Source organism: Paenibacillus sp. FSL R5-0912 (genome assembly GCF_000758605.1).
Classification (GTDB): Bacteria; Bacillota; Bacilli; order Paenibacillales; family Paenibacillaceae; genus Paenibacillus_AQ.
Map to the genome: position 1 here is coordinate 39,318 of NZ_CP009282.1, position 23,904 is coordinate 63,221.

Sequence of the window (23,904 nt, forward strand, 5' to 3'; positions counted from 1 at the left end):
CGCCGGCGCTACTTGGAAGTTAAATTCCGTCACGGAGGGTTTATATTTTATGACTTATTGCGATTCCAAACTAAAGATTTTCACCTGCAACTCCAATCCTAAGCTGGCTAGTCAGATTGCCGATTATATCGGTATTCCGATGGGCGAGTCCCATACTACTAGCTTCAGTGACGGAGAGATTCAGGTTAAGCTGTCGGAAAGCGTCCGGGGCTGTCATGTCTATATTGTACAGTCCACCTGTGGACCGGTTAACGACAATCTGATGGAGCTTCTCGTTATGGTGGATGCGCTTAAGCGTGCGTCTGCGAAGAGCATCAATGTCGTGATTCCTTACTACGGTTATGCGCGCCAAGACCGTAAGGCCCGTTCCCGTGATCCGATTACGGCCAAGCTGGTAGCCAACCTGATTGAAAAAGCGGGTGCACATCGCGTCATTACCATGGACCTTCATGCGATGCAGATTCAAGGCTTCTTCGATATTCCTGTAGATCATCTGCTGGGTGTTCCGATTCTGGCCCAATATTTCCGCTCCAAGCAAATTCAGAACCCGGTTGTCGTCTCACCGGACCATGGCGGTGTTGTGCGGGCAAGAAAGCTTGCTGACTTCCTCAACGCTCCACTGGCGATCATCGACAAGCGCCGTCCGGAGCCGAACGTTAGTGAGGTTATGAACATTATCGGTAACATTGAAGGTAAAACAGCGATTCTGATTGATGATATCATTGATACGGCAGGAACCATCGTTCTGGGGGCCAATGCTCTGATGGAAGGCGGCGTGAAGGAAGTCTACGCTTGCTGTACACATCCGGTATTGTCTGGACCTGCGCATGAACGCCTGGAGAACTCTCCAATCAAAGAAATTATCGTGACGGATACCATTCCAATTCGCAGCAGTAATCCGACAAGCAAGCTCAAAGTGCTGTCCGTAGCTCCGCTTATGGGCGAAGCTATTATTCGTGTGCATGAAGAGCTGTCGATCAGCAAACTGTTCGAGATCGAATAAGCTGCTTATATTAGAAAAAGGGTTACACCTCCGTGAAGCGGAAGATGTAACCCTTGTCGGCGTGATGCGGGAAACAGAGCAGATCGTACGTCTCAGTATCCCGGGCGGGAGATGAAGGTGAACAGGCTGCGGTTGTATAGCGTCCCCTGAAGCTCCACAAAGCCTTCATCCACCGCTGTAATCACACCGATGTCTACATGAGCGCTACCCCTAAATACTTCAACAGGCACAGCATATTGAATATGGTACTGGAAATGGCGCGGTAATGTTAAAATATCGCCCTGATGTGGCATTGTTCATCACCTGTCTTCGGAGTATAAACTTATTGTACCAAAAACGGAACTCTTCTGCTGGGAGTACCGGGCGGAAAGGATAGACTTTAGTTATGAAATGGATTGTTGGACTCGGAAATCCCGGAACGCAATATGCGAAGACCAAGCATAATGTTGGTTTTATGGCGCTGGATGAGCTTGCGTCCAGACACGGCATTGTCTTTAACCAGAATAAATGCAAATCGGTGATCGGCGAAGGGGTCATTGGCGGAGTTAAGACCGTACTGATTAAACCGATGACCTTCATGAACCTGTCCGGTGAGGCGGTCCGCGCTTATATGGATTATTACAAGGTGCAGCTGGAAGATATGATTGTTGTCTATGATGATCTGGATACGGAGCTGGGCAAAATCCGGCTGCGCTATCAAGGCAGTGCCGGTGGACATAACGGAATCAAGTCGATCATTCAGCACACAGGCACCCAGAGCTTCAACCGGGTGCGGATGGGAATCTCACGTCCGGAGCCGGGATTTGCAATTGTCGATTATGTGCTGTCTACATTCGCCAAGAAAGACGGACCCAAGCTGGAAACGATGATTATGGATACTTGTGATGCAGTGGAATTTGGCCTGCAGCACACATTTGAGCAGACTATGGCCAAGTTCAATGGCTGATTACAAGGTATAGGGTGCAGTAATTTAAGGCTAAAGCTATCCGGGGCGGGGCATACTGGAGGTATATACTACCTTCAGGAGGCATATAGATGGCAATAAACTATGTATGCAGGCACTGCCGGACATTCTTAGGAAGCATCGACAGAAGTGATATCACAGAGATGCAGCTGGGCCTACATTCCTTGACCCCTGCGGAACGCAGAGATATAATAGCGTATGATTCAGAAGGTGAGATTACGGTGAAGGTTACCTGCGGTTACTGTAAGCAGGCCCTGGATAACAATCCGGAACTTAGCCTGCTGGCCAGTCCGCTTCAGTAGGTGGAAGCGCCTGTCTCTATCGTCATCCGCAAGCCTTGGCCTTATCCGCTGAGGCTTGTTTTCGATTCTAATTATAATAGGTGGCAGCGGCAACGCTGCTGTCAGCCTATTTAGTAAGAGAGGTGCACCTGTTGTTACAAGGTCTTATAGAAGCTTTTTCGAAGGATCCCGATTTTCAGTCCGTCACCAGCGGTATCGCTGCAGGTATGAAGGAGCAGCTTATCTCCGGCTTATCCGGCTCGGCCAGACAAATTATGCTGGCTGCGCTGCATGAAGAGACGGAGCGTCCGCTGCTGGTAGTCACTCATAATATGTTCTCGGCACAGAAGATGGCCGAGGATTTGCAGGAAGCGCTTTCTCCGGACCGTGTGCTGCTGTATCCGGCTAATGAGCTGGTAGCTGCTGAAGCTGCAGTCTCCAGCCCCGAGACACTCGCACAGCGTATTGATGTGCTTACGAAATGTGCCAAGGGCTTCCGTGGAGTTGTAGTTGTTCCCTACTCCGGTGTCCGGCGGCTGCTCCCCGCCCCACATGTGATGGCTGGAGCCCAGCTGACCGTTTCGCAGGACGGTACCCTTTCGCTCGATGAATTCCTCATGTCTATGATTGAAATGGGCTACGAGCGTGTCGAGCGGGTGGAGAACCGCGGTGAACTCAGCGTGCGCGGCGGTATTATTGATTTCTATCCTATGACTTCTCCACTAGCTTACCGGGTGGAGCTGTTTGATGATGAAGTAGACTCCATTCGTACCTTTGATCCCATAGACCAGCGGTCTATTGATAAGGTCCGCACTGTGAAGATTACTCCGGCCAAGGAGATTATTGCCGATCAGCTGCGCCAGGATGCGGCCTCTACAGCTGCGTCAGCACTACTGGAGCGGCAGCTCGAGAAAATGAGCGACCGTCAGGCCAAGCTGCGTCTGCGTGAGGAAATGGGCCGGGAGCTGGAAATGCTGCGCGAAGGCACTTATTTTCCGGAACTCTATAAATATATTAGTCTCTTATATCCTGAACGCTCTCATCTGTATGATTACATGGCACAGGATACGTTGCTTGTACTGGATGAACCGGCCCGATTGCTTGAAACTGCGAAGCAGCTGGAGCGCGATGAGTCGGAATGGAACCTGCACCTGCTGCAGAACGGCAAAACGCTGCCTGACCTGCATCTTTCTGTCGAGAGCGATGTGATTATGTATCACCGTCCGTTCCAGAGCTTGTTCATGTCGATTTTCCTGCGTCAGGTTCCGCATATTCAGCCGCAGAATATCCTGGGCTTCATCAGCCGGGGAATGCAGGATTTCCATGGGCAGATGAACGTGCTGAAATCCGAGATGGAACGCTGGCATAAGTCCGGCGTGAAGGTTATTATGCTGGCCAATGGCGAGGAGCGGATGGAGCGTGTCCGCCGGGTGCTGGACGACTACGGGATTGAAGCCCCGACCATCCTTCAGGGCAACCTGGGCTCCGGTTTTGAGCTTCCTTCGATTCATTTGGCTGTCATCACCGAAGGTGAGATGTTCTCGCAGAAGCAGCGCAAGGCGCGGAAGGTCTCCAAGGGAATTGACAATGCCGAACGGATCAAGAGTTATACGGAGCTGAAGATTGGCGATTATGTGGTTCACCAGAACCACGGGATCGGCAAGTACATGGGCATCGGCACGCTTGAGGTCAGCGGGATTCACCGCGACTATATGCATATTCTCTATGCCGGCGGCGACAAGCTCTCGGTTCCGATTGATCAGATCGATCTCATCCAGAAGTATGTCGGTTCTGAAGACAAGGAGCCGAAGGTATATAAGCTTGGCGGCAACGAGTGGACGAGAGTTACCAGCAAAGTACGGAGCTCGGTCCAGGATATCGCCGATGATCTGATCAAGCTCTACGCCGAACGCCAGAGCGCGCTTGGTTACGGCTTCGATAAGGATACGCAGGAGCAGCGTGAATTCGAAGAGATGTTCCCGTATGAGGAGACCCGTGACCAGCTTCGCGCGATCGAAGAGATCAAGAAGGATATGGAGCAGAACCGTCCGATGGACCGCCTGCTTTGCGGAGATGTGGGCTACGGCAAGACAGAAGTGGCGATCCGGGCTGCTTTTAAATCAGCGATTGAAGGCAAGCAGGTGGCAGTCCTCGTGCCAACGACGATTCTGGCACAGCAGCACTATGAGACCTTCCGTGAGCGCTTCGCTAATTATCCGCTGAATATTCAGGTGCTGAGCCGTTTCCGCAGCCGCAAGGAGCAGAATGACACCATTAAGGGAGTAAGACAGGGTACCGTGGATGTGGTTATAGGCACACACCGACTGCTGTCGCAGGATCTGGTGTTCAAGGATCTGGGTCTCCTGATTGTCGATGAAGAGCAGCGTTTCGGCGTGACCCACAAAGAGAAGCTGAAGAAGCTTAAGACCAATGTCGATGTGCTGACCCTGACGGCAACGCCGATTCCACGCACTCTGCATATGTCGATGCTTGGTGTGCGGGACTTGTCAGTTATTGAGACGCCGCCAGAGAACCGCTTTCCCGTACAGACGTATGTTGTTGAGCATAGCCAGACCCTTACCCGTGAAGCGGTAGAGCGGGAGCTTGCCCGTGGCGGCCAGGTCTATTACCTCTATAACCGCGTCCAGGGGATTCAGGAGATGGCTGCACAAATCTCCATGCTGGTGCCGGAGGCAAGAGTAGGCATCGGGCATGGACAGATGTCAGAGTCGGAGCTGGAGAAGACTATTCTCGATTTCCTCGATGGAGAATACGATGTGCTGGTCAGCACAAGCATTATAGAAACTGGTGTGGATATTCCAAACGTCAATACGCTCATTGTGCATGATGCCGATAAAATGGGACTTTCCCAGCTCTATCAGCTGCGCGGACGTGTAGGACGTTCTAACCGGATAGCTTATGCCTATTTCACGTACCAGCGGGATAAGGTGCTGACAGAAGTGGCCGAGAAACGTCTGCAGTCAATTAAGGAATTCACGGAGCTTGGTTCAGGCTTCAAAATCGCTATGCGCGATCTCTCTATCCGCGGAGCAGGCAATCTGCTCGGTGCGGAGCAGCACGGATTCATTGCTTCTGTTGGGTTCGATCTGTATTCGCAGATGCTGGCGGAGGAAATCCGCAAGCGTAAGGTCAGCGTGCTAGGTGAAGAGGATACTTCGCTGAAACAGGGCAATACCGTGATTGATTTGTCGATTGACGCATATCTTCCATCCGAGTATATTTACGACAGTATCCAAAAAATTGAAATCTATAAAAAAGTTGCTGCAGTGGCGACTTTTGAGGATGCCTCGGAGCTTGAGGATGAGCTGCTTGACCGGTTCGGCGAATTGCCGGAAGCAGTCATCAATCTGCTCTCTGTGGCCCGGCTGAAGGTATACGGCAAACTGTATGGTATGGAATCCATGGTCCGGCGGGGCGATGAGGTCTCACTCAATTTCCATGAAGGAACTATCGGGGCGTTAGATACGGCGAAGCTGGCCAAAGTTGGAAATAGCTTCGAAAGACGTGTACAATTTGATAAGGATGCGAAAGCAACGATCCGCATCAAGTCCAAAGACTTGGGCGACAAAGAGCTGCTTGAACTGCTGGAGCAATTCCTCGGGGCAGCTAAACAGTCTTTAAAATCGAAGGGAGAATTACACAATGTCGTTAAATAAAAAACCATGGAAAGTGCTGCTGGTCTCACTGGTTGCAGCAGTTTCCTTCTCAATGCTTGCTGCCTGCAGCAGCAACAGCGGCGATGATACAGCGGTGGCAACTTATAATGGCGGAACGATTACTGCGAAGGAATTCGATCTGGATACCCGCGTAATGAAATTCCTGTCTCCGCAGCAGGCGCAGTATCTGGAGATTGATATGTTCAAGGAGTCTATCCTGAAGCAGGAGGTCGCGTTTGAACATCTGGCTGGCCAGGCAACGGATGAGGCGAAGAAGGCAGCAGAGAAAGAGGTCGATACACAGATTGAGACGATCAAGAGCAGTCTGGGCGACTCCTATAAAAGCTCTCTGAAGGAGCAGGATCTAAGCGAATCGGACCTGCGTTCTTATATGCAGCGGGTGCTTACCGTTTATCAGGACATGCTGCTCAAAGTAACGGACGAGCAGGTGAAGACAGAGTACGAAGCGATTAAAGCTGATTTCACCGTGGCTACACTGCGTCATGTGCTGGTTGGCTTGACGGATGGTGACGGCAAGGAGCGTGCGGATGCAGATGCGCTGAAGCGTGCCAATGAAGCGAAAGCGAAGCTGGACGGCGGTGCAGACTTTGCAGCCGTTGCCAAGGAATATTCGGATGATACCAGTACGAAGGATACCGGGGGCTTATATAAGGATGAGCCGCTGTCCAAGTACGTAGAAGAGTTCAAAGCCGCAGCCCAGACGCTGCCGCTTAATACGATTAGTGATCCGGTGAAGAGCAGCTACGGATATCACGTCATTAAAGTTGAAGCCCGCAAGGAGACAACCTTCGACACGCTGACGGCAGAGCAGCTGGAGACTGTTAAGAGCTCAGCAGCTTCCACCAGCCTGGAGTCGTTCCTCGAAAAGGATCTGGATAGCCTGAAGATTGAGATCAACCTGCCGAAGAGCACCGCCGCAGCCGATGAACCGGGAACAGCAGCTACTCCAGCCCCGGCTGATGCCACACCAGCTCCGGCCGCTACAGAAGCAGCCAAATAATTTTATAGGTGGACAAGCCGTCTGATGCGCCAAGCATCAGGCGGCTTTTTTTGAACAGGCTGGAGCAGGTATAGAATGGTGAATTTAAGAACATAACTGGAATGATGCGCCTGTTGTGTTTGTGATTTTGCATGAACTATTTTAAACAGGCGGCTTGAATGTATAAGGAACTGGGAAGAGATGAATACTATGGTCAGATATTACGATAAATCACTGGGATTAACCATTCCCATAATGGACAGTAGTTGGACCATACTTCTTAAGAAAGCGGGGCAACATGTGAAATGAAAGCTACTGGAATTGTACGCCGTATTGATGACCTCGGACGAGTTGTTATCCCTAAAGAGATTAGACGCACCTTGCGCATTCGGGAAGGAGACCCTCTGGAAATCTTCGTCGACCGTGATGGTGAAGTTATATTGAAAAAGTATTCTCCGATTGGCGAGCTGGGTGATTTCGCGAAAGAATACGCGGAGTCACTGTTTGAGGGAACAGGGCATATTACGATGATTACGGACCGGGACACCTTCATCGCACTCGCCGGCGGCTCCAAGAAGGATTATTTGGAGAAGCAGGTTGGCGTGCTGCTGGAGAAGGTAATGGAAAGCCGTAAAACGGTGCTTGAGACGAATGGGGGCAGCTACGACATCAGCAAAGACCACACGGAGCTGCTATCCAGCTATGTGGCAGCACCCATTATCTCCGGCGGAGATCCAATCGGCTGTGTAGTACTGCTGAATAAGGATGACACGGTGAAAATGGCGCAGATGGAAGTGAAGATGGCTGAAACAGCCGCAGCCTTCCTGGGCAAGCAGATGGAGCAGTAAGAGATTGGCCTATAGAACCCCGCTTATCCTCTGGGTATGACTCCACAGGAAATGGCGGGGTTTTGTTGTATGAAGTGAAGCCATTTCCACTTACAGGCATACTTAAGCTATAATATAGAAATTCATTCTAATATGATGAGCTTAAGAATGGGGACCTCATTGTAACATGCTTAAGTTCACGTTCAATAATATGGCAGTCACGCTGTAGAAGCAGGTATATCATGAAATCGGACACCCAAGGCTCGAAGCTGCTGCAAGGTGCATTTATTCTTAGCGCGGCAGCTATTTTCTCAAAACTGATCGGTACCCTGCAGAAGATTCCGCTGCAGAACCTGGGCGGTGACGCAGCATTCGGTATCTACAATACGGTCTATCCGCTATATACGATCCTGGTCACGGTGGCCATGCTGGGATTGCCTGCAGCCATCTCCCGGTTCGTGGCAGAGGCATCTGCTGCGCAGGATGACCAGGAAGGACGGCGGGTGCTGCGCCTGTCAGCGGGCATTACAGCAGTCTCCGGACTGATTCTCGGGATTCTGGTCTATACCGGAGCACCGGTTATTGCTGTGTGGGTCGGCAATTCCCATATTACCTCCGCTCTGCGCAGCAGTGCCTGGGGACTGGCAGTAGTACCGCTGATGGCCGCACTGCGCGGTTACTTCCAGGGGCTGCATAATATGATGCCAACCGCTGTGTCACAGGTCGTAGAGCAGTCGGTGCGTGTGGCAGTCATGATCGCACTGCTGCTCTATCTGACAGCGGCCGGTGCCGATGCGGCAGGTATTGCCGCCGGCGCATTGCTCGGTCCTGCGGGCGGAGGATTGGCAGGTCTGGCCGTTATGCTCCTCTATTGGCGCACTTACCGCCGCAGCGGGCTGAAGGCCGCTATGCTTCAGGTTCCCGCCAGAGGGAAGCCAGCCGCAGCTGAAGTCCACCCGGAACGCGAGACGAATGTCCGTAAGCTGCTGGCTTACGGACTGCCGGTGATGCTGGGCGCTCTGGCTATGCCGCTGATCGGCCTGGTGGATGTGTTCACGGTTCCCCGTCTGCTGACGGGAAGCGGCAGCAGCGAGACGGCCGCTATGGCCCAGTTCGGCATCTATAACCGCGGACTGCCGCTCGTCCAGATCGTAACCATGCTGGCCACCTCATTGTCGGTAGTATTCATTCCGGCCCTGGCGGAAGCGAAATTCCAGCGGAACGAGGAACTTATCCGCACACGCATCACGTTGTCGCTGCGCTGGTTCTGGCTCCTCGGCTTGGCCGCGTCCGTAGGCCTGGCCGTCCTTGCAGAGCCCGTTAACACGGCTCTGTACGGGGACGCTGCCGGCAGCGGCGCGATGACCTGGCTGGCCTTCACCGCCGCCGGCGGCACGGTCAGCATCATCTCCGCCGCGCTGCTGCAGGGCCTTGGCGCCGTGCGTGCGCCGGCGCTGCACCTTCTGGCCGCCGCTGCGCTTAAGGCGGCCCTGAACCTGCTGCTGGTCCCGCAGCAGGGCATTACCGGTGCGGCCATCGCCGGCGTGGCCGCACATCTCTTCGCAGCAGCGCTGAACGTGCTGCTGCTCTACCGCCAGGGCTATCTGCGGCTGCGCTTCGCAGATGCCCTGCTGAAGCCCGCGGCGCTGCTCGCGGGCCTGGGGCTGGTTGCCGCGGCCGTGAGCCTCGCCGCGGGCAGAGCGGCGGACGCGGCCGGCTTCGGCGGCGGGCGGACCGCTGCGCTGGCGCAGAGCCTGCTCGGCGTGCTCGCAGGCTGCGCCGTCTTCGCACTCGGCGCAGTGGCGCTGCGGCTGCTCAGCGAGAACGAGCTGCGCCAGCTTCCGGGCTTCGGCCCCCGGCTGGCGGACAAGCTGAAGAAGCTGCGCCTGTTCCCTTAAGGCTTACTAATAATTTACATAGGGCCACCGGCTGCACAAGCAGCAGGCAGATGCCCTCAAAGGAGTAGACAGGCATGAGCGCAATACTAACGGTGGTCGGCCTCGGGTCCGGTAATCCGGACCGGCTGACACTGGGCATTATCAAGAAGCTCAAGGCGGCATCCGCCGTTTACGTGCGGACCGCAGAGCATCCCGCCATGGCTGCACTGGCTGAGTTTGAGATTTCTTCGGAGTCTTTCGACGGGCTGTATGAATCGTTATCCTCCTTCCCTGAGGTCTACGAAGCCATTACGGCAACCCTGATTGAGAAGGCAGCGGCGGCTCCGCAAGGCACAGAAATCGTCTATGCCGTGCCGGGACATCCCATGGTTGCTGAAGCCGCTGTATCCCTGCTGCGACAACGCTGCCCGGAGGCCCGCATTGAGCTGAATATCCTCGGCGGGGAAAGCTTCCTCGATGAGGCATTCGTCCGTCTGGGCTTTGATCCGATTGAAGGATTTCAGCTGCTGGATGCTTCGGGCATCCGCAGCTCCCAGCTCCACCCGGAGCTGCACACACTGATCGGGCAGGTCTATGACAGCTTCACTGCGTCAGAAACCAAGCTCTGCCTGATGGAGCTGTATCCGCCGGAGTATGAAGTAGTTGTCGGACATGCTCTCGGTGTAGAGGGTGAGGAGCAGATTCTGCGTGTGCCGCTGTATGAGCTGGACCGGCTGGACGGATACGGCAACCTCTCGCTGGTGTATGTTCCAATCAACCCTGCAGAGGATGCGCGAAAGCGTACGTTTGCCCGGCTGCATGAGATTGTCGATATTTTGCGGAGTCCGGAAGGCTGTCCCTGGGACCGTGAGCAGACCCATGAATCCTTGCGCAAGAACCTGATCGAAGAGACCTATGAGGTGCTGGAAACGATCGACGAGGATGACCCGGACCATATGAAGGAAGAGCTGGGCGACCTGCTGCTCCAGATTATGCTTCATGCCCAGATGGAAGAGGAGCTCGGTACATTTAGCGTCTATGATGTGATTGAAGGCCTGAATGAGAAGCTGATCTTCCGCCATCCGCATGTCTTCGGCGACCGTGTTGCCGGCAATGCCGAGGAGGCGCTGCAGAACTGGGACGGCATGAAGGCCGAAGAGAAGCGGCGCAAAGGCGTGAAGCCTGAAGCGCTATCCGCGCTCAGCGGGGTTCCCCGTGACCTGCCTGCACTGATGAAGGCTTACAAGCTGCAGAAGAAGGCCTCCAAGGTGGGATTCGATTGGGATAATACCGGAGATGTCCTAGCCAAAATCCGTGAAGAGGTCGACGAACTGCAGGAAGCGATTGAAACGGGGCTGTCTGCCGAGGAGCAGATGCTGGAGCTGGGTGATCTGCTGTTCGCGGCAACTAATGTAGCCCGCTTCATCGATGCCGATCCGGAGGAAGCGCTGACCCGCACAAACCGCAAGTTTATCTCCCGGTTCCAGTACATTGAGCAGCGGCTGCTTGATAGAGGTACTAGTGTTCAAGACAGTAGTCTGGAAGAGATGGAGGCTCTCTGGCAGGAAGCCAAGACAGAAGAGCGGAGCCAGTAGGGTATACAGTGCCGGAGAAACGGTAATGCTGTGAACAGGACCTTAAATCTCTGATTTAAAATGCAAATAGAGGTTTATAATGTTATAGTGCTATAAGCCCCGGTTCTCTGCCAGCGGTTACTTTTTTAAAAAAAGGGCGGATCATGGCAGGAATTGAAGGCAGCATCAAGAATATCATAAAGACGAAATGACGATTTGCGGCATTTTTTGCCAGCGAGCCGGAATTTCATTTATTTTTTTGTATCCTAGGAGGAACTTCAAATTATGAACAAGACAGATCTGGTAAACAACATTTCCGAAAAAAGCGGATTGGCCAAAAAAGATGTAGAAGCGGTACTCAATGGGGTTCTGGGCGAAATTACAGAAGCTCTGGCAAGCGGAGATAAAGTGCAGCTGATCGGATTCGGCACTTTTGAAACCCGCAAACGTTCCGGCCGTACCGGCCGTAACCCGCAATCGGGCACACCTATTGAAATCCCTGAATCGACTGTACCGGCCTTCAAGGCAGGTAACAAGCTTAAAGAAGCCGTTAACTAATGCGTCTGGACAAGTTCCTGAAAGTTTCCCGTCTGATCAAGCGCCGCACCGTGGCCAAGGATGTGTCCGAACAGGGCCGGGTACTGATCAATGGACGGGAATCCAAACCGAGCAGCACTGTGAAGATCGGTGACGAGATTACCGTGCAGTTCGGCCAAAAGCTTGTGACGGTCAAAGTCGAAAAGCTGGTGGAGACCACCCGCAAGGACGAGGCCGCCGGAATGTATACCCTGCTCCGTGAAGAGCCTGTGGCCAAAAGCACCGGACTCGACTGGTAAGGCAGATTTCAGTCAGTAATCGAAAGCGTAACTTTACTCTATGTGAAGTTACGCTTTTTTACGATGCATGGCACGCCTTCATGTTCTATACCCTGTCCTTCCGTCATAGATTAGAACCAAGAAGGAGGGGTACATGCTATGATCGAGCCAGCCAAAGTCAATAAACAACATGATCTGCACATGCACAGCCGTAAACAGGTCGAACTTACGGGCGTGCAGAATGTAGAGAGCTTTGACAGCGAGGAGTTTCTGCTACGTACGGAACTCGGCCATCTCACCATTCGGGGAAGTCATTTACATATCAAAAATTTGAGTCTGGAGAATGGATTGTTGTCACTTGAAGGCAATGTTCATTCCCTGATTTATCTGGATCCCGGTACGCAGGACAAAAATAAAGGGATTCTCCGTAAGCTGTTCAAATGAATCCCGCGGTCCAATGGATCACCCTGCTCTATATGGTGCTGGCCGGCACAACCATGGGACTGGCCTATGACAGCTACCGGGTGCTGTCGCTGAAGCTGAGCTTTCCCAAATGGCTGAATGCGCTGCTGGATTTGCTGTACTGGATAGCAGCTGCCCTGTTCGTCTTTCGCATGCTTTATGCCGGAAATCAGGGACAATTGAGGTTTTATGTCTTTCTCGGACTCTTTCTAGGTGTATGGATCTATTTTTTGATCTTCAGTGTTACGGTGCGGCGTTTTGTGTTAATGTTAATTCAGTCGGTTCAGTATACGTGCAGGCTGCTATGGAGATGTATTGAGATCGTGATCGGATGGCCGCTTCTCTGGCTGTGGCGCCTTGTAAAGGGAACGCTGCTGCTGCTCGGCCGGATCCTACTCTATATTTTCAAGCTGCTGCTGCGTCTAACCAAGCCAATCTGGGTACTTCCTGTAAGGTGGGTCTCTCCGTATCTTTCCCGGTTCTATCATAGTCCCAGGGTAGTGAGGATCACTAAATGGATATCGGGATGGCGGAAACGCTGATCTTGAACTGGGGGTACGCTGTATGAACAGATTCTCTGCGGAAGAGAAGAATAATAACAATAAGGCTTCGGCCGCAGGCGCGAAGAGAAGAAAGTTTATATGGATTTTTGTAGTGGCGGTATTCTTCGGCTGGGCCGGGTTTACTTTCTTTGCCCAGAGTTCAGCTATTGCCGACAAGACTGAACAGCTTGCGAAGAAGCAGCAGAGCAATGAAAGCGTCACAGCTTCGCTCAACCAACTGAAATATGAAGTCTCGCGGCTGAATAATGATGAGTATATCGGACAATTAGCGCGTAAATGGTATAATATGTATCCAGAAGGTGAATCACCTATCCGCACAGAGCAATCTGAGTAATAAAAGCAGGCTAAAAGGGGCTTTCGCTCTGTTGCCTTGCTTTGTTCTTTACTGTATAATCAAATCACCGCAGACAGGATGAACTAATATTCGTCTGTATATTTTTAAGGGAGGATCATTTTATTCTATGGCAATTGAAGTGGGCACCAAGTTAGAGGGCAAGGTGACAGGCATCACGCATTTCGGAGCATTTGTGGATCTGTCAGGAGGTGTCACAGGTCTCGTTCACATCTCGGAGATCGCCGATAACTACGTCAAGGATGTTAACGATCATTTGAAGATTGCGGATGTAGTAACCGTCAAGGTGATCAATGTTGACAAGGACGGCAAGATCGGACTTTCCATTAAGCAGGCCGTTGATAAGCCGGCGTCGGAAGTACGTCCCCCCAGAGCTCCAAGACCAGAACGTCCAAGCGGTGGAGACCGTTTCGGCGGTGGTGGCGGCAGTGGCGGAGGCGGCGGTGGTGGATTCAATCGTGAACGGGGTGGGCGTCCATTCAAGCCTGCAGCCGGTAAACCTTCATTCGAGGATAAAATGTCACGCTTCCTGAAAGACAGCGAAGAACGGATATCTTCGATCAAGAAGAACACAGAAGGAAAGCGCGGTGGCCGTGGAGCCAAGCGCGTATAATCTGAGTCTTGCACATCATAAATAACCGCTGGGGCTTCATGCCCTTCGCGGTTTTTTTGTTTGTCCTGGTAATTGTTCAATTCCTGGCATTTGCCCGCGGGTGGCAGGAAGCTCTGCAATACCTTCAGTGTAGGATTCGCAGCCGGGCTGTTTTTTGTCGGCCACAAACAAATTGCCGACAGCATCCAAGCCATTCTCACATAACTCTAGGGCAATCGCTGACGAATGTCTGCGGGGGCACCGGCAACGTCCGCCGTCAAGGCCAGCCCCAGCATGGGCTAACCTTTTGCTCCGTAAGGGTTAGAAAGGTTTTTCCATAAAATGTCGGCAGAGGCTTTTTTGTCGGAATATTTTTGCAGCCTGCTCTCTGTTTCTGACAAACTTTCATAAGACCCCCGCTATATAATGAGAACCATAAATTCATATACGGGTGGTGCAGGGGAATGAGTAAAAGCAATGTGGTGAATTTGCCGGAGTGGACAAGAGCAGGAAGCAAAGACAAGGTTCAGAAGGAAGCTTGGAGTACACGTCTGAAGGCGTGGAGTATGAGACAGCCGGTCCTCCAGTTCATCGCGGTCAAGAAGTGGGCACTGCTGCTGAGTCTGATGGGCTTTTTACTAGGCCGTGCCATGATTTTGGACGAGCTGACTCCCTTTGCTGCCGCTTATTTCGCCGTCATTGTATTTATGCGCAGGGACTCTACGCTGCCTGTGGCTGCGGCTATTCTTCTCGGAAGTCTGTTTACCCCGTTTCCCGGTGCTATAGTGGTTGCCGCAGAGCTGATTATCTTTTATCTGATTTACAAAGGAATGGAGAACTTCCAGCGGGTGGATCTGTCCTATGCGCCGCTCATGGTATTCGTCGCTTCTTTTATGGTGGGACTGTTCCGGGTGGTAATCGGGCCGACGCTGGCCTGGTATCCGCTGATGATGGCAACGATTGATGCCTTGCTTGGGTTTGTGCTGACGCTCGTATTCCTGCAGGCGCTTCCAGTGTTCACTTATAAGCAAAAAAGCAGGGCGCTTCGCAATGAAGAGGTCCTCTGCCTGATTATTCTGCTGGCCTCCGTGATGACAGGCCTGGTCGGGTGGACGGTAAATGGCCTTTCTCTGGAGCATATTTTATCGCGTTTCCTCATTCTGCTCTTTGCCCTTGCCGGTGGAGCCCCGCTCGGGGCAGCCGTCGGTGTCGTCACCGGTCTGATCCTTAGTCTGGCTGATGTAAGTGCCATTTATCAGATGAGTCTGCTGGCCTTCTCCGGTATGCTGGCGGGAATGATGCAGTCCGGACGCAAAGGGGCCGTCTCAATCGGGATGCTGCTGGGTTCAACCATATTGTCGGTATATTTCATGGGACCAGGCGATGTGATGAATTCCACCTGGGAGACCTGCGCCGCCGTAGTGTTGTTTCTTTTGACACCTAAAGGCATTATTTCTGCCATTGCCAAATATGTACCGGGCACTGCTGATCATAGCCGCTCTCAACATGAATATGCCCGCAGAGTACGGGATATTACAGCAGACCGGGTTACCCAATTCTCTCAGGTATTCCGTCAGCTCTCCAGCAGCTTTGGTCAAATTCCCCGTGCCACGGAAGCCGGTAAAAGCGACCGTGAAATGGAGGACTTTATGAAAACGGTAACGGAAGGAGCCTGCGCCGGCTGCATCCGGCGTACCCACTGCTGGGATGCCAAGTTCTATCAGACATACAGATATATGACCGATATGATGACTACTGTGGAAGAATGCCCCGACATTACAGCGGCCCAGCTGCCTCCGGAATGGAACCGGATCTGCGGCAAGACGGGCGAAGTACTCGAAGTAATGAAGGGCCAATATGAACTCTATCAGCATGATATGCGCTGGAAGCGGCAAATATACGACAGCCGCCAATTTGTTGCCGAACAATTATCCGGGGTCTCTCAGGTTATGGAGGATCTGGCGAAGGAGATCAAGCGGGAAGGCCAGGCGATGTACCGCCAGGAGGGACAGATCCGCGAGGCACTGGAGAAGCTGGGCCTGTCAATTCATACCATAGAAATTCTAAGCCTTGATCCCGGCCGGGTAGAGATTGAAGTGGTGCATGCTTATACCCGGGGCTTCGACGAATGCCGCAAAATGATTGCCCCGTTGCTCTCCGATATCCTGGAGGAGAATATTGCGGTGGTAAGTGAAACAGCGGTGCACCCGCGCGAAGGCTTATCTATGGTGACTTTTGGTTCAGCCAAGGCTTATGAAATTAACACAGGTGTAGCCGGTGCTGCCAAAGGAGGCGATATAATGTCCGGCGACAGCTTCAGTACGGTGGAGCTCGGAAATGGCACCTTTGCTGTGTCGATCAGTGATGGAATGGGCAACGGCGAGCGGGCCCGGATGGAGAGCAGTGCTGCGCTATCCATGCTGGAGAAGCTGCTGCAATCAGGGATGGATGAGAAGCTGGCGGTCAAATCTGTCAATTCGATTCTGCTGCTGCGTTCCCCGGATGAATTCTATGCGACCGTGGATATGGCGCTGATCGATCAATATTCGGCGCAGACCATCTTCATGAAGATTGCGTCAGCACCAAGCTTTATCCGGCGGGGAAGCGAGGTTATTCCGGTGACAGCCAGCAATCTGCCGATTGGAATTATTAAAGATATTGAAGTGGACCTGGTCACCATGCAGCTGCGTCCCGGAGATATTCTCATTATGATGACCGATGGTATTTATGATGCGCCCGGATATGCCGTTAATAAAGAGATATGGATGAAACGACTGATTCAGGAGCTGGAAGGCGATGATCCTCAGGATATGGCCGACAGCCTGCTGGATAAGGTAATCCGTTACCAGGGCAATGAGATCCATGATGATATGACGATTGTCGTCAGCCGTGTCGATCATTTCCATCCCGAGTGGTCCAGCCTGCATATGCCGGGAGTGGGCCGGATGGAGAGACCGCGCACAGTTAGTTAGGTAACCTATCATTTACCTGACACTGTTCTTTCATTATCTTCTATATAAGATTAGCAAAACTTAAGAATGACAGCCGGCAGCCGATAAAAGATTCCCCTGCAGGGTAAGGATTCCTCCATGCAGTAAGTTGGATTCTTAGGTCCACTCTGTCTTCTGCCCGGTATGCAGCAATGGGATTCAGGGAACTTAGGAAGGCAATACCGGTTCGTCTCTGTGCAGACATTAAATGTTGTACTGAGTGCAGCTTTGATATGAAGAAACCAGGGTGTTTGGAAAAATTGTTGTACGAAATACAAGAATTGCTTCGCAAAGTGGCTTGGAAGCTGAGAAATCCTGCATTTCGTACAACAATATCCGTTTAAGGGTGATTGGTATGAGGGAATTGTTGTATTTGGTGCAGGATTTAAGACCTCAGACTGGAGGAGCGATAGCGGGCACTTAATAGTTATCTGCATGATAACTTATCAATTTAGCTGCAGCAGTCACCAGATTCCCACCAACTAGCTAAGTGGTTAACCAAGTTGATCACCACTGGAGGTTCCAAATATTCTGCTGGCTGAGGCCTGTGTTCTCAATCTTGCGTTAACCGGCAAGTGCATTCCATCCACTGGCCCGTTTCTGCCCGCCCCGTTTCAACCGCCGCTGACTCAGCGGCGTAAACTTGTATTGATGGAAAGTGAAGTATATGGAACGGAGAGGAATTTTGGAGCCGCAGAAGCGGCAGTGTTCGCCTTTGTCCTCTGATTTCAACCGCAAACTGCGGTACTCAAATCAGGAAATCAGAGGACAACAGCGATCGGAGGCCCAAAACTTTCTCGCAGTGACCCTTATTTCACGAAGCCATTCGATTCTAGTTTTTCCCGCTAAGCGGCGTTTGAAATCTCTCTACCTTGGATATGCTAGAACTAGATACAAGGCAAAGGGGAGTGAACGGTCATGAAGCAGATCCTACTCATTACTGACGGTTGTTCGAATGTGGGGGAAAGTCCGGTACTTGCGGCGGCGCATGCCCGGCAGGAGGGTGTTACGGTCAATGTCGTAGGTGTCGTGGACTATGGAACGATCGGTGAACTCGGAAGCCGGGAGATCGCTGATATTGCCAAAGCGGGAGGCGGACTCAGCCGGATTGCCTCAACGTCGCAGCTGGCACAGACCATTCAGATGATGACCCGCAAGACCGTGGTTCAGACGATCCAGCAGGCGGTTAATAAAGAGGTAAAAAAAATTCTCGGCGAGGGTTCCCTCGAAGAATTGCCTCCGCAGCAGCGGTCACAGGTGGTTACGGTTGTCGATGAGCTGACCGAGACTTCTCCGCTGCGTATTGCCCTATTAATTGATGCAAGTGCGAGCATGAAGCCCAAGCTGGGTGCCGTGGAGGATGCCATCCGTGATTTGGCTCTCAGTCTGGAGGCACGGGAAGGGCGGAGCGAGCTTGCCGTGTTCCATTTCCCCGGGCGTACCAGCAGTGAAGATATCGTGCTGGATATGGACTGGACGCGGAATGTATCGGAAGTCCGCTCACTGTTCTCCAGGCTGAAGATGCGGGGGGCTACTCCGACAGGACCGGCTATTTTCAAGGTGCTCGAACATTACCGTTATGATAAACTGGATGAACCTCGTGACTATCTTGTGAATGGAGATGACGAGGCAAGAGAAGGGATGATTGGTGGGTATGTCGTCTAATCCACCCTTTCCGGCAGGCACTGTAATTACCGGCAAATGGCGGGGGAACCGTTATGTTGTGGAGCGGATGCTGGGGAAAGGGGCAAACGGAACCGTATATCTTGTGCAGCGGGAAGGCCGGCGGGAGCGGTATGCGCTCAAAATCGGATACGATACGCTGGAGCTGCAGTCAGAAATCAATGTACTGACTTCTCTGCAATCCTGCCGTAAACGCAGCGAGCACCGGGCGCGCAAGGAGTCACCGTTGTCCTCTTACCTGCTGGAATCGGATGATTTCAAGGATAGGGACCATACTCCTTTCTACGTGATGCGTTATGTGGAAGGCAGGCCGCTTCATCATTTTTTGTCCAGGAACGGGGCGTCCTGGCTGGGGCTTGTCGGCATGAAGCTCCTGGAGAAGCTGCAGACCCTGCATGAGTGCGGCTTTGTGTTCGGAGACCTTAAGCCGGAGAATGTCATGGTATCCAATTACGGGGAAGCCGAGCTGATTGACTACGGAGGCGCGAGTCCCCTGGGACGCAGCGTGAAGCAGTTTACCGAATGGCATGACCGCGGGTTCTGGAACGCCGGCAGCCGGACGGGAGACGAGAACTATGATCTGTTTGCTTTTGCCGTACTGTGCCTGCGCCTGCTTAATGAAGAAGGTCTGAAGTCCGCAGCCCAGCAGCTGCCGCAGACCCGGAGTGTGGATGAACTGCTGAAGCTTTCCAGAAATCTGCCTGACAAAAAGCTGGCCTCCTGGCTGTGTCTGGCGCTCAAAGGCGGTTTTCCCGGTTCCGCACAAGCTGCGGAGATCTGGAGAAGTCAGATATACAGAGCACGGAAGACGGGAAAAGATACGATGGCAACTCCCCGCTGGCTCAAAAATGCGTTTGCGCTGTCTTTATTTCTGCTGGCCTTTACGATCTACTGGGTATTCCGTTTTTGAAATTATACATAATACCAGCGTGCTGGAATTCCGGAGCAAGACAGGCAAGTGATCTGCAAGAAAGGATGCCGCATATGGAACAAATGAAAGAACTGGTGGAATCCGTACTGGAGGCTGCGGCTGAGCATGAACTGTGGCAGCCCCATGACACCATAGTAGTCGCAGTTTCCGGAGGGCCGGACTCTGTGGCTCTTTTGCGTATTTTGCACGAGATTGCCGTAAACCGGATGCCATTAACTCTGGTCTGTGCCCATGTGAATCATGGCTTCAGAGCCGAATCAGCGGAAGAGGCGGAGTTTGTCAGGAATATGGCTGCTGAGCTGGGAATCCCTTTTGAGCTCGCGGAGTTTGATATTCCATCCATGGTCAAGGAAATAGGACTGGGTCCGGAAGGAGCGGCAAGGGAGAAACGCTATCAATTTCTGATTGAAACCGCGCACCGTTACCATGCACGTTCTGTCGCACTGGCCCATCATGCCGATGATCAGGCTGAGACTGTGCTGATGCGGCTGCTGCGGGGGAGTGGTCCTTCAGGCCTTGCAGGCATGCGCTGGAAACGGACTGAAAAAAAGGTGGAACTCATCCGCCCCTTCCTGCGTATTAACAAAACAGCTCTTGTCGGCTTATGCCGGGAAGAGGGGTTTGCTTACGCGGAGGATGCCAGCAATCTGCTTATGAAGTATAAGCGGAACGCGGTCAGGCTGGAAGTATTGCCCCTGCTTGAACAGCATAATCCGAGAGTGAGACAATCACTTCTGCAGCTGTCTGAAATTGCCGGTGCGGAAGATGAATATATGGAGGCGAATGCGGCAAAATGCTTCGAAGAGCTTGTTTTTATCGAGCATGGAAAATACACCTTGAAGAGAGCTTCATTTGCGGCCCTACCCTCCGCTTTACAACGGCGTTTGATTAAACTAATATTAAATTATCTGTCAGCGGATTCATCTGTGATGGATTTCCCCAAGATTGAAGCTGTGCGCCGGGGAACGCTGCAGGAGCACCCCACCGTATGGACTTTGGATTTGGGCAGGGGTTTCGTCTGTATGCGGCAATATGATACCCTTTTATTCTCGTCCAAGCCCTTGCTTCGGCAGGTGAGCTATACATACCCTCTGTCTTTGCCTCATCCCCGGATTCACCTGAAGGAGATAGGAAAAGTTATGACGATGAAGGTGCTGGAGAGAGAAGATTTTTTTGCACAGGAGGAGGACTCTGGGAAGATGTCGGCTTGGTTTGATGGCGATGAGCTCGTCTTACCACTCACCATCCGTTCCCGATTGCCTGGAGATACCATAAGGGTTATGGGATTAAACGGAAGCAAAAAGGTAAAAGATATTTACATTGATGATAAAATACCTTCTTCCGAACGCTCTGCGATTCCCCTCGTTTGTGATGGTTTGGGCAATATCGTCTGGATTCCGGGCGTTAGGCGCTCGATGCATGCCGCAGTAGGGCGGCACACGGCCTCGGTGCTTCTCCTGTCCATGGAAGACATGGAACAGGGCGAAGAAACGTAATGGTCGAAGTAAGTCTTTCATAGTATAACTTAGGAGGTTCGCAAGTTGCAGAATGATATTCAAGAAATCTTGATCAGCGAAGAAGAAATCCAACAAAGAATCAGGGAGCTTGGCGCCCAGCTGAGCAAGGAATATGCAGGCCGCACACCTTTAGTCATCTGTGTACTCAAAGGTGCGTTTATCTTTATGGCGGATCTGGTTAAAGTGATTACAGTACCCGTTGAGATGGACTTCATGGCAGTATCCAGCTACGGTGGTACGACCAAATCCTCCGGTGTAGTCAAAATCATCAAGGATCTGGACACATCGGTTGAAGGCCGCGATGTTCTGATTGTCGAGGACATTATCGACAGTGGTCTTACCCTCAGCTATCTGATTGAGATGCTGCAGGGCCGGAATGCTGCTTCCGTCAACGTAGTCACCCTGTTCGATAAACCTTCAGGCCGTGCAGTTAATCTTGAAGCCGAATATACCGGTTTTGTGATTCCTGATGCTTTCCTGGTAGGCTATGGACTCGACTATGCCGAACTGTATCGGAACCTCCCATACGTAGGTGTACTGAAGCCTGAAATTTATTCCAAATGAACCAATCGACAGCCTTAGATTCAAGGATCACTTTTCTGGATTTCCTGACAATTTGAGGAGTCTGGTCAGGCTATGGTACAATAACTTGAGCGTTGTGAGAGGAGGTAGGGGATGAATCGGTTCATCCGGAATTCTGGTTTTTATTTGATTTTATTTTTAGTCGTGGTGGGCATTGTCCAGTTTGTAAGCAATGGAAATGAATCCGCCGATTTCCCTAGATATGATGAGTTAAGACAGGAGATCAAGGACAATAACGTGAAGAGCCTGACGGTTCAGTTTGAGGGTAACGCATTTCTGGTTACAGGCGAATACAAAGAATTGCCACCTGAAACTAAATCTAAGAATTTCTCCACTTATGTTCCTCCTACAGATCGGGCCCTTGATGAACTTATAGCTGCCAGTGAAGATAATGGCGTGGAGCTGACTCAGAAGAAAATGGAAGGCGACAGCATCTGGCTGACATTCCTTTCTTCCATCATTCCATTAGTTATCATGTTCATCCTGTTCTTCTTCCTGTTTAACAATGCACAGGGCGGCGGCGGCAAGGTCATGAATTTCGGCAAGAGCAAAGCCCGGTTATATAATGAAGAGAAGAAGAAAATCAGCTTCGAGGATGTTGCAGGAGCTGATGAAGAGAAGCAAGAGCTGGTGGAGGTCGTGGAATTCCTCAAGGATCCGCGTAAATTCGCAGCTGTAGGTGCACGTATTCCTAAAGGGGTACTCCTTGTGGGACCTCCGGGAACAGGTAAAACCTTGCTGGCCCGTGCGGTAGCAGGTGAAGCCGGTGTTCCATTCTTCAGTATCTCCGGTTCCGACTTTGTGGAAATGTTCGTCGGTGTCGGCGCATCCCGGGTACGTGATTTGTTCGAGAATGCGAAGAAGAATGCTCCTTGTATCATCTTTATCGACGAAATCGATGCTGTGGGACGTCAGCGTGGCGCAGGACTTGGCGGCGGACATGACGAACGCGAACAAACCCTTAACCAATTGCTCGTTGAAATGGACGGCTTTGGCGGCAACGAAGGCATTATCATTGTCGCGGCTACTAACCGCGCCGACATACTGGATCCGGCATTGCTCCGTCCAGGCCGGTTTGACCGTCAGATTACGGTTGACCGTCCAGACGTGAAGGGCCGTGAAGCTGTACTGAAGGTTCACTCCCGCAACAAACCGCTTACCAAGGATGTTCGGCTTGACGTAATTGCCAAGCGTACAACTGGCTTCACCGGTGCGGATCTGGAGAACCTGCTTAACGAAGCGGCACTGCTTGCTGCACGCCGCAACCGTAAGGACATTACCATGCGTGAAGTGGATGAAGCGATTGACCGTGTAATTGTCGGCACAGAGAAACGCAGCCGCGTAATCAGTGACCGCGAGAAACGTATTGTAGCTTACCACGAAGCAGGTCATACCATTGCCGGCTACTTCCTCGAGCATGCCGATGTGGTGCATAAGGTTACCATTATCCCGCGCGGCCGCGCAGGCGGATATGTCATTATGCTTCCTAAGGAAGACCGGATGATCGTTACCAAGCAGGAACTCTTGGATAAGGTTACCGGACTCCTGGGCGGACGTGTTGCTGAAGAATTGTTCATTGGCGAAATCGGCACAGGCGCTTATAGTGACTTCCAGCAGGCTACGCGCATTGTGCGTGCGATGATTATGGAATATGGAATGAGCGATAAGCTTGGGCCATTGCAGTTCGGGACATCCCAAGGCCAAGTCTTCCTTGGCCGTGATATCGGACATGAACAGAACTACAGTGACTCCATTGCTTACGAGATTGATCAGGAAATGCAGAACCTTATCCGCAGCAGCTATGAGCGCTGCAGAGAGCTGCTGACTAAGCATTCCAAAGAAATGCACCTGATTGCGAACACCCTTCTGGAGAAGGAAACGCTGGAACTTGATCAGATCACAGAATTGATTGAGCAAGGCTACCTGACAGAGGATGGCAAACCGGAAGAAACAGAGGCAGTTACGCACGAAGCGGGCGAGCCAGTAATTGATTCTATCGGTGATGTACGTGTACGCATTCAAGGCAAATCCGGTGAAGAACCGCCATTCCTTGGCGATCTGTCCAAGGATATTCCGAATAAACCGGATCCTGAAGAAGGAAACGGTTCGGATGAGGGCAACAAAGGCGGCGGAAGTCTGGTTTAATCACTTTTTGAACAAAACATCGTAATTTTATCCGGAGAACCTGAGGTTCTCCGGATTTTTCTGTCTATA

Annotated in this window: 21 protein-coding genes; 20 read left to right on the top strand and 1 reads right to left on the bottom strand. The window is 51.9% G+C overall.

Translation table 11 applies throughout. The features are described 5' to 3' along the window. Positions 1-49 precede the first annotated feature (49 nt). Positions 50-1,003: a ribose-phosphate diphosphokinase gene (locus R50912_RS00190; protein ID WP_019914487.1), complete on the top strand. Its 954-nt coding sequence runs from the start codon at positions 50-52 to the stop codon at positions 1,001-1,003. Positions 1,004-1,095: 92 nt separating this feature from the next. On the opposite strand, the gene R50912_RS00195 is transcribed toward R50912_RS00190, so the two are convergent. Continuing rightward, the gene (locus R50912_RS00195) at positions 1,096-1,296 is read right to left on the bottom strand and encodes a hypothetical protein (RefSeq protein WP_039305774.1); all 201 of its coding nucleotides are present in this window, start codon (positions 1,294-1,296) and stop codon (positions 1,096-1,098) included. A gap of 92 nt (positions 1,297-1,388) precedes the next feature. Between R50912_RS00195 and pth the strand changes: the two genes are divergently transcribed. The 19 genes from pth to ftsH all read left to right on the top strand — a co-directional run bounded on the left by pth (position 1,389) and on the right by ftsH (position 23,835). Then, the gene (gene pth / locus R50912_RS00200; RefSeq protein WP_042231417.1) at positions 1,389-1,949 is read left to right on the top strand and encodes an aminoacyl-tRNA hydrolase; all 561 of its coding nucleotides are present in this window, start codon (positions 1,389-1,391) and stop codon (positions 1,947-1,949) included. A gap of 89 nt (positions 1,950-2,038) precedes the next feature. Further along, positions 2,039-2,269, top strand: a complete 231-nt coding sequence (locus R50912_RS00205; protein ID WP_042231418.1) for an anti-sigma-F factor Fin family protein — start codon at positions 2,039-2,041, stop codon at positions 2,267-2,269. A gap of 131 nt (positions 2,270-2,400) precedes the next feature. Then, on the top strand, positions 2,401-5,925 hold the full coding sequence (gene mfd / locus R50912_RS00210; protein ID WP_042231419.1) for a transcription-repair coupling factor: 3,525 nt from the start codon (positions 2,401-2,403) through the stop codon (positions 5,923-5,925). Continuing rightward, positions 5,912-6,946 (top strand): peptidylprolyl isomerase, encoded by a 1,035-nt coding sequence (locus R50912_RS00215; protein WP_042231422.1) that lies wholly within the window; start codon positions 5,912-5,914, stop codon positions 6,944-6,946. The genes mfd and R50912_RS00215 overlap by 14 nt, the downstream gene beginning before the upstream one ends. A 284-nt stretch (positions 6,947-7,230) precedes the next feature. After that, positions 7,231-7,773, top strand: a complete 543-nt coding sequence (gene spoVT, locus R50912_RS00220) for a stage V sporulation protein T (protein WP_039305786.1) — start codon at positions 7,231-7,233, stop codon at positions 7,771-7,773. 221 nt (positions 7,774-7,994) lie between these two features. Then, a complete protein-coding gene (locus R50912_RS00225; RefSeq protein WP_042231424.1) occupies positions 7,995-9,650 on the top strand; it encodes a putative polysaccharide biosynthesis protein in 1,656 nt (551 codons plus the stop codon). Positions 9,651-9,724: 74 nt separating this feature from the next. After that, entirely contained in the window at positions 9,725-11,224 is a 1,500-nt protein-coding gene (mazG, locus tag R50912_RS00230; protein WP_042231426.1) for a bifunctional methyltransferase/pyrophosphohydrolase YabN, read from the top strand. Positions 11,225-11,488: 264 nt separating this feature from the next. After that, entirely contained in the window at positions 11,489-11,761 is a 273-nt protein-coding gene (locus tag R50912_RS00235; RefSeq protein WP_039309509.1) for an HU family DNA-binding protein, read from the top strand. Further along, on the top strand, positions 11,761-12,039 hold the full coding sequence (locus R50912_RS00240) for an RNA-binding S4 domain-containing protein (protein WP_036723951.1): 279 nt from the start codon (positions 11,761-11,763) through the stop codon (positions 12,037-12,039). Before R50912_RS00235 ends, R50912_RS00240 begins: the two co-directional genes overlap by 1 nt. A 138-nt stretch (positions 12,040-12,177) precedes the next feature. Then, entirely contained in the window at positions 12,178-12,462 is a 285-nt protein-coding gene (gene yabP, locus R50912_RS00245; RefSeq protein WP_042231427.1) for a sporulation protein YabP, read from the top strand. After that, positions 12,459-13,022 (top strand): spore cortex biosynthesis protein YabQ, encoded by a 564-nt coding sequence (gene yabQ / locus R50912_RS00250; protein WP_042231430.1) that lies wholly within the window; start codon positions 12,459-12,461, stop codon positions 13,020-13,022. The genes yabP and yabQ overlap by 4 nt, the downstream gene beginning before the upstream one ends. Before the next feature lie 22 nt (positions 13,023-13,044). Continuing rightward, positions 13,045-13,377: an FtsB family cell division protein gene (locus tag R50912_RS00255; protein WP_042231432.1), complete on the top strand. Its 333-nt coding sequence runs from the start codon at positions 13,045-13,047 to the stop codon at positions 13,375-13,377. A 127-nt stretch (positions 13,378-13,504) separates the two neighbouring features. Continuing rightward, complete coding sequence (locus tag R50912_RS00260; protein ID WP_042132690.1) at positions 13,505-14,008, top strand: S1 domain-containing RNA-binding protein; 504 nt, start codon at positions 13,505-13,507, stop codon at positions 14,006-14,008. Between the two features lie 443 nt (positions 14,009-14,451). Further along, on the top strand, positions 14,452-16,959 hold the full coding sequence (spoIIE, locus tag R50912_RS00265) for a stage II sporulation protein E (RefSeq protein ID WP_042231433.1): 2,508 nt from the start codon (positions 14,452-14,454) through the stop codon (positions 16,957-16,959). 936 nt (positions 16,960-17,895) lie between these two features. After that, positions 17,896-18,642, top strand: a complete 747-nt coding sequence (locus R50912_RS00270) for a vWA domain-containing protein (RefSeq protein WP_042231435.1) — start codon at positions 17,896-17,898, stop codon at positions 18,640-18,642. Then, positions 18,632-19,570 (top strand): serine/threonine protein kinase, encoded by a 939-nt coding sequence (locus R50912_RS00275; RefSeq protein WP_042241248.1) that lies wholly within the window; start codon positions 18,632-18,634, stop codon positions 19,568-19,570. Before R50912_RS00270 ends, R50912_RS00275 begins: the two co-directional genes overlap by 11 nt. Before the next feature lie 74 nt (positions 19,571-19,644). Then, a complete protein-coding gene (gene tilS, locus R50912_RS00280; RefSeq protein WP_042231437.1) occupies positions 19,645-21,087 on the top strand; it encodes a tRNA lysidine(34) synthetase TilS in 1,443 nt (480 codons plus the stop codon). A gap of 45 nt (positions 21,088-21,132) precedes the next feature. Next, positions 21,133-21,672, top strand: coding sequence for a hypoxanthine phosphoribosyltransferase (gene hpt / locus R50912_RS00285; RefSeq protein WP_039309523.1), 540 nt, complete (start codon positions 21,133-21,135; stop codon positions 21,670-21,672). A 111-nt stretch (positions 21,673-21,783) separates the two neighbouring features. After that, positions 21,784-23,835, top strand: a complete 2,052-nt coding sequence (ftsH, locus tag R50912_RS00290) for an ATP-dependent zinc metalloprotease FtsH (RefSeq protein WP_042231440.1) — start codon at positions 21,784-21,786, stop codon at positions 23,833-23,835. The last annotated feature ends 69 nt before the right edge of the window (positions 23,836-23,904 follow it).

Coding starts and splice junctions, on each gene's coding strand:
- R50912_RS00190 (WP_019914487.1), top strand. CDS start 50: ATGACTTATTGCGATTCCAAACTAAAGATTTTCACCTGCAACTCCAAT.
- R50912_RS00195 (WP_039305774.1), bottom strand. CDS start 1,296: ATGCCACATCAGGGCGATATTTTAACATTACCGCGCCATTTCCAGTAC.
- pth (WP_042231417.1), top strand. CDS start 1,389: ATGAAATGGATTGTTGGACTCGGAAATCCCGGAACGCAATATGCGAAG.
- R50912_RS00205 (WP_042231418.1), top strand. CDS start 2,039: ATGGCAATAAACTATGTATGCAGGCACTGCCGGACATTCTTAGGAAGC.
- R50912_RS00215 (WP_042231422.1), top strand. CDS start 5,912: ATGTCGTTAAATAAAAAACCATGGAAAGTGCTGCTGGTCTCACTGGTT.
- spoVT (WP_039305786.1), top strand. CDS start 7,231: ATGAAAGCTACTGGAATTGTACGCCGTATTGATGACCTCGGACGAGTT.
- R50912_RS00225 (WP_042231424.1), top strand. CDS start 7,995: ATGAAATCGGACACCCAAGGCTCGAAGCTGCTGCAAGGTGCATTTATT.
- mazG (WP_042231426.1), top strand. CDS start 9,725: ATGAGCGCAATACTAACGGTGGTCGGCCTCGGGTCCGGTAATCCGGAC.
- R50912_RS00235 (WP_039309509.1), top strand. CDS start 11,489: ATGAACAAGACAGATCTGGTAAACAACATTTCCGAAAAAAGCGGATTG.
- R50912_RS00240 (WP_036723951.1), top strand. CDS start 11,761: ATGCGTCTGGACAAGTTCCTGAAAGTTTCCCGTCTGATCAAGCGCCGC.
- yabP (WP_042231427.1), top strand. CDS start 12,178: ATGATCGAGCCAGCCAAAGTCAATAAACAACATGATCTGCACATGCAC.
- yabQ (WP_042231430.1), top strand. CDS start 12,459: ATGAATCCCGCGGTCCAATGGATCACCCTGCTCTATATGGTGCTGGCC.
- R50912_RS00255 (WP_042231432.1), top strand. CDS start 13,045: ATGAACAGATTCTCTGCGGAAGAGAAGAATAATAACAATAAGGCTTCG.
- R50912_RS00260 (WP_042132690.1), top strand. CDS start 13,505: ATGGCAATTGAAGTGGGCACCAAGTTAGAGGGCAAGGTGACAGGCATC.
- spoIIE (WP_042231433.1), top strand. CDS start 14,452: ATGAGTAAAAGCAATGTGGTGAATTTGCCGGAGTGGACAAGAGCAGGA.
- R50912_RS00270 (WP_042231435.1), top strand. CDS start 17,896: ATGAAGCAGATCCTACTCATTACTGACGGTTGTTCGAATGTGGGGGAA.
- R50912_RS00275 (WP_042241248.1), top strand. CDS start 18,632: ATGTCGTCTAATCCACCCTTTCCGGCAGGCACTGTAATTACCGGCAAA.
- tilS (WP_042231437.1), top strand. CDS start 19,645: ATGGAACAAATGAAAGAACTGGTGGAATCCGTACTGGAGGCTGCGGCT.
- ftsH (WP_042231440.1), top strand. CDS start 21,784: ATGAATCGGTTCATCCGGAATTCTGGTTTTTATTTGATTTTATTTTTA.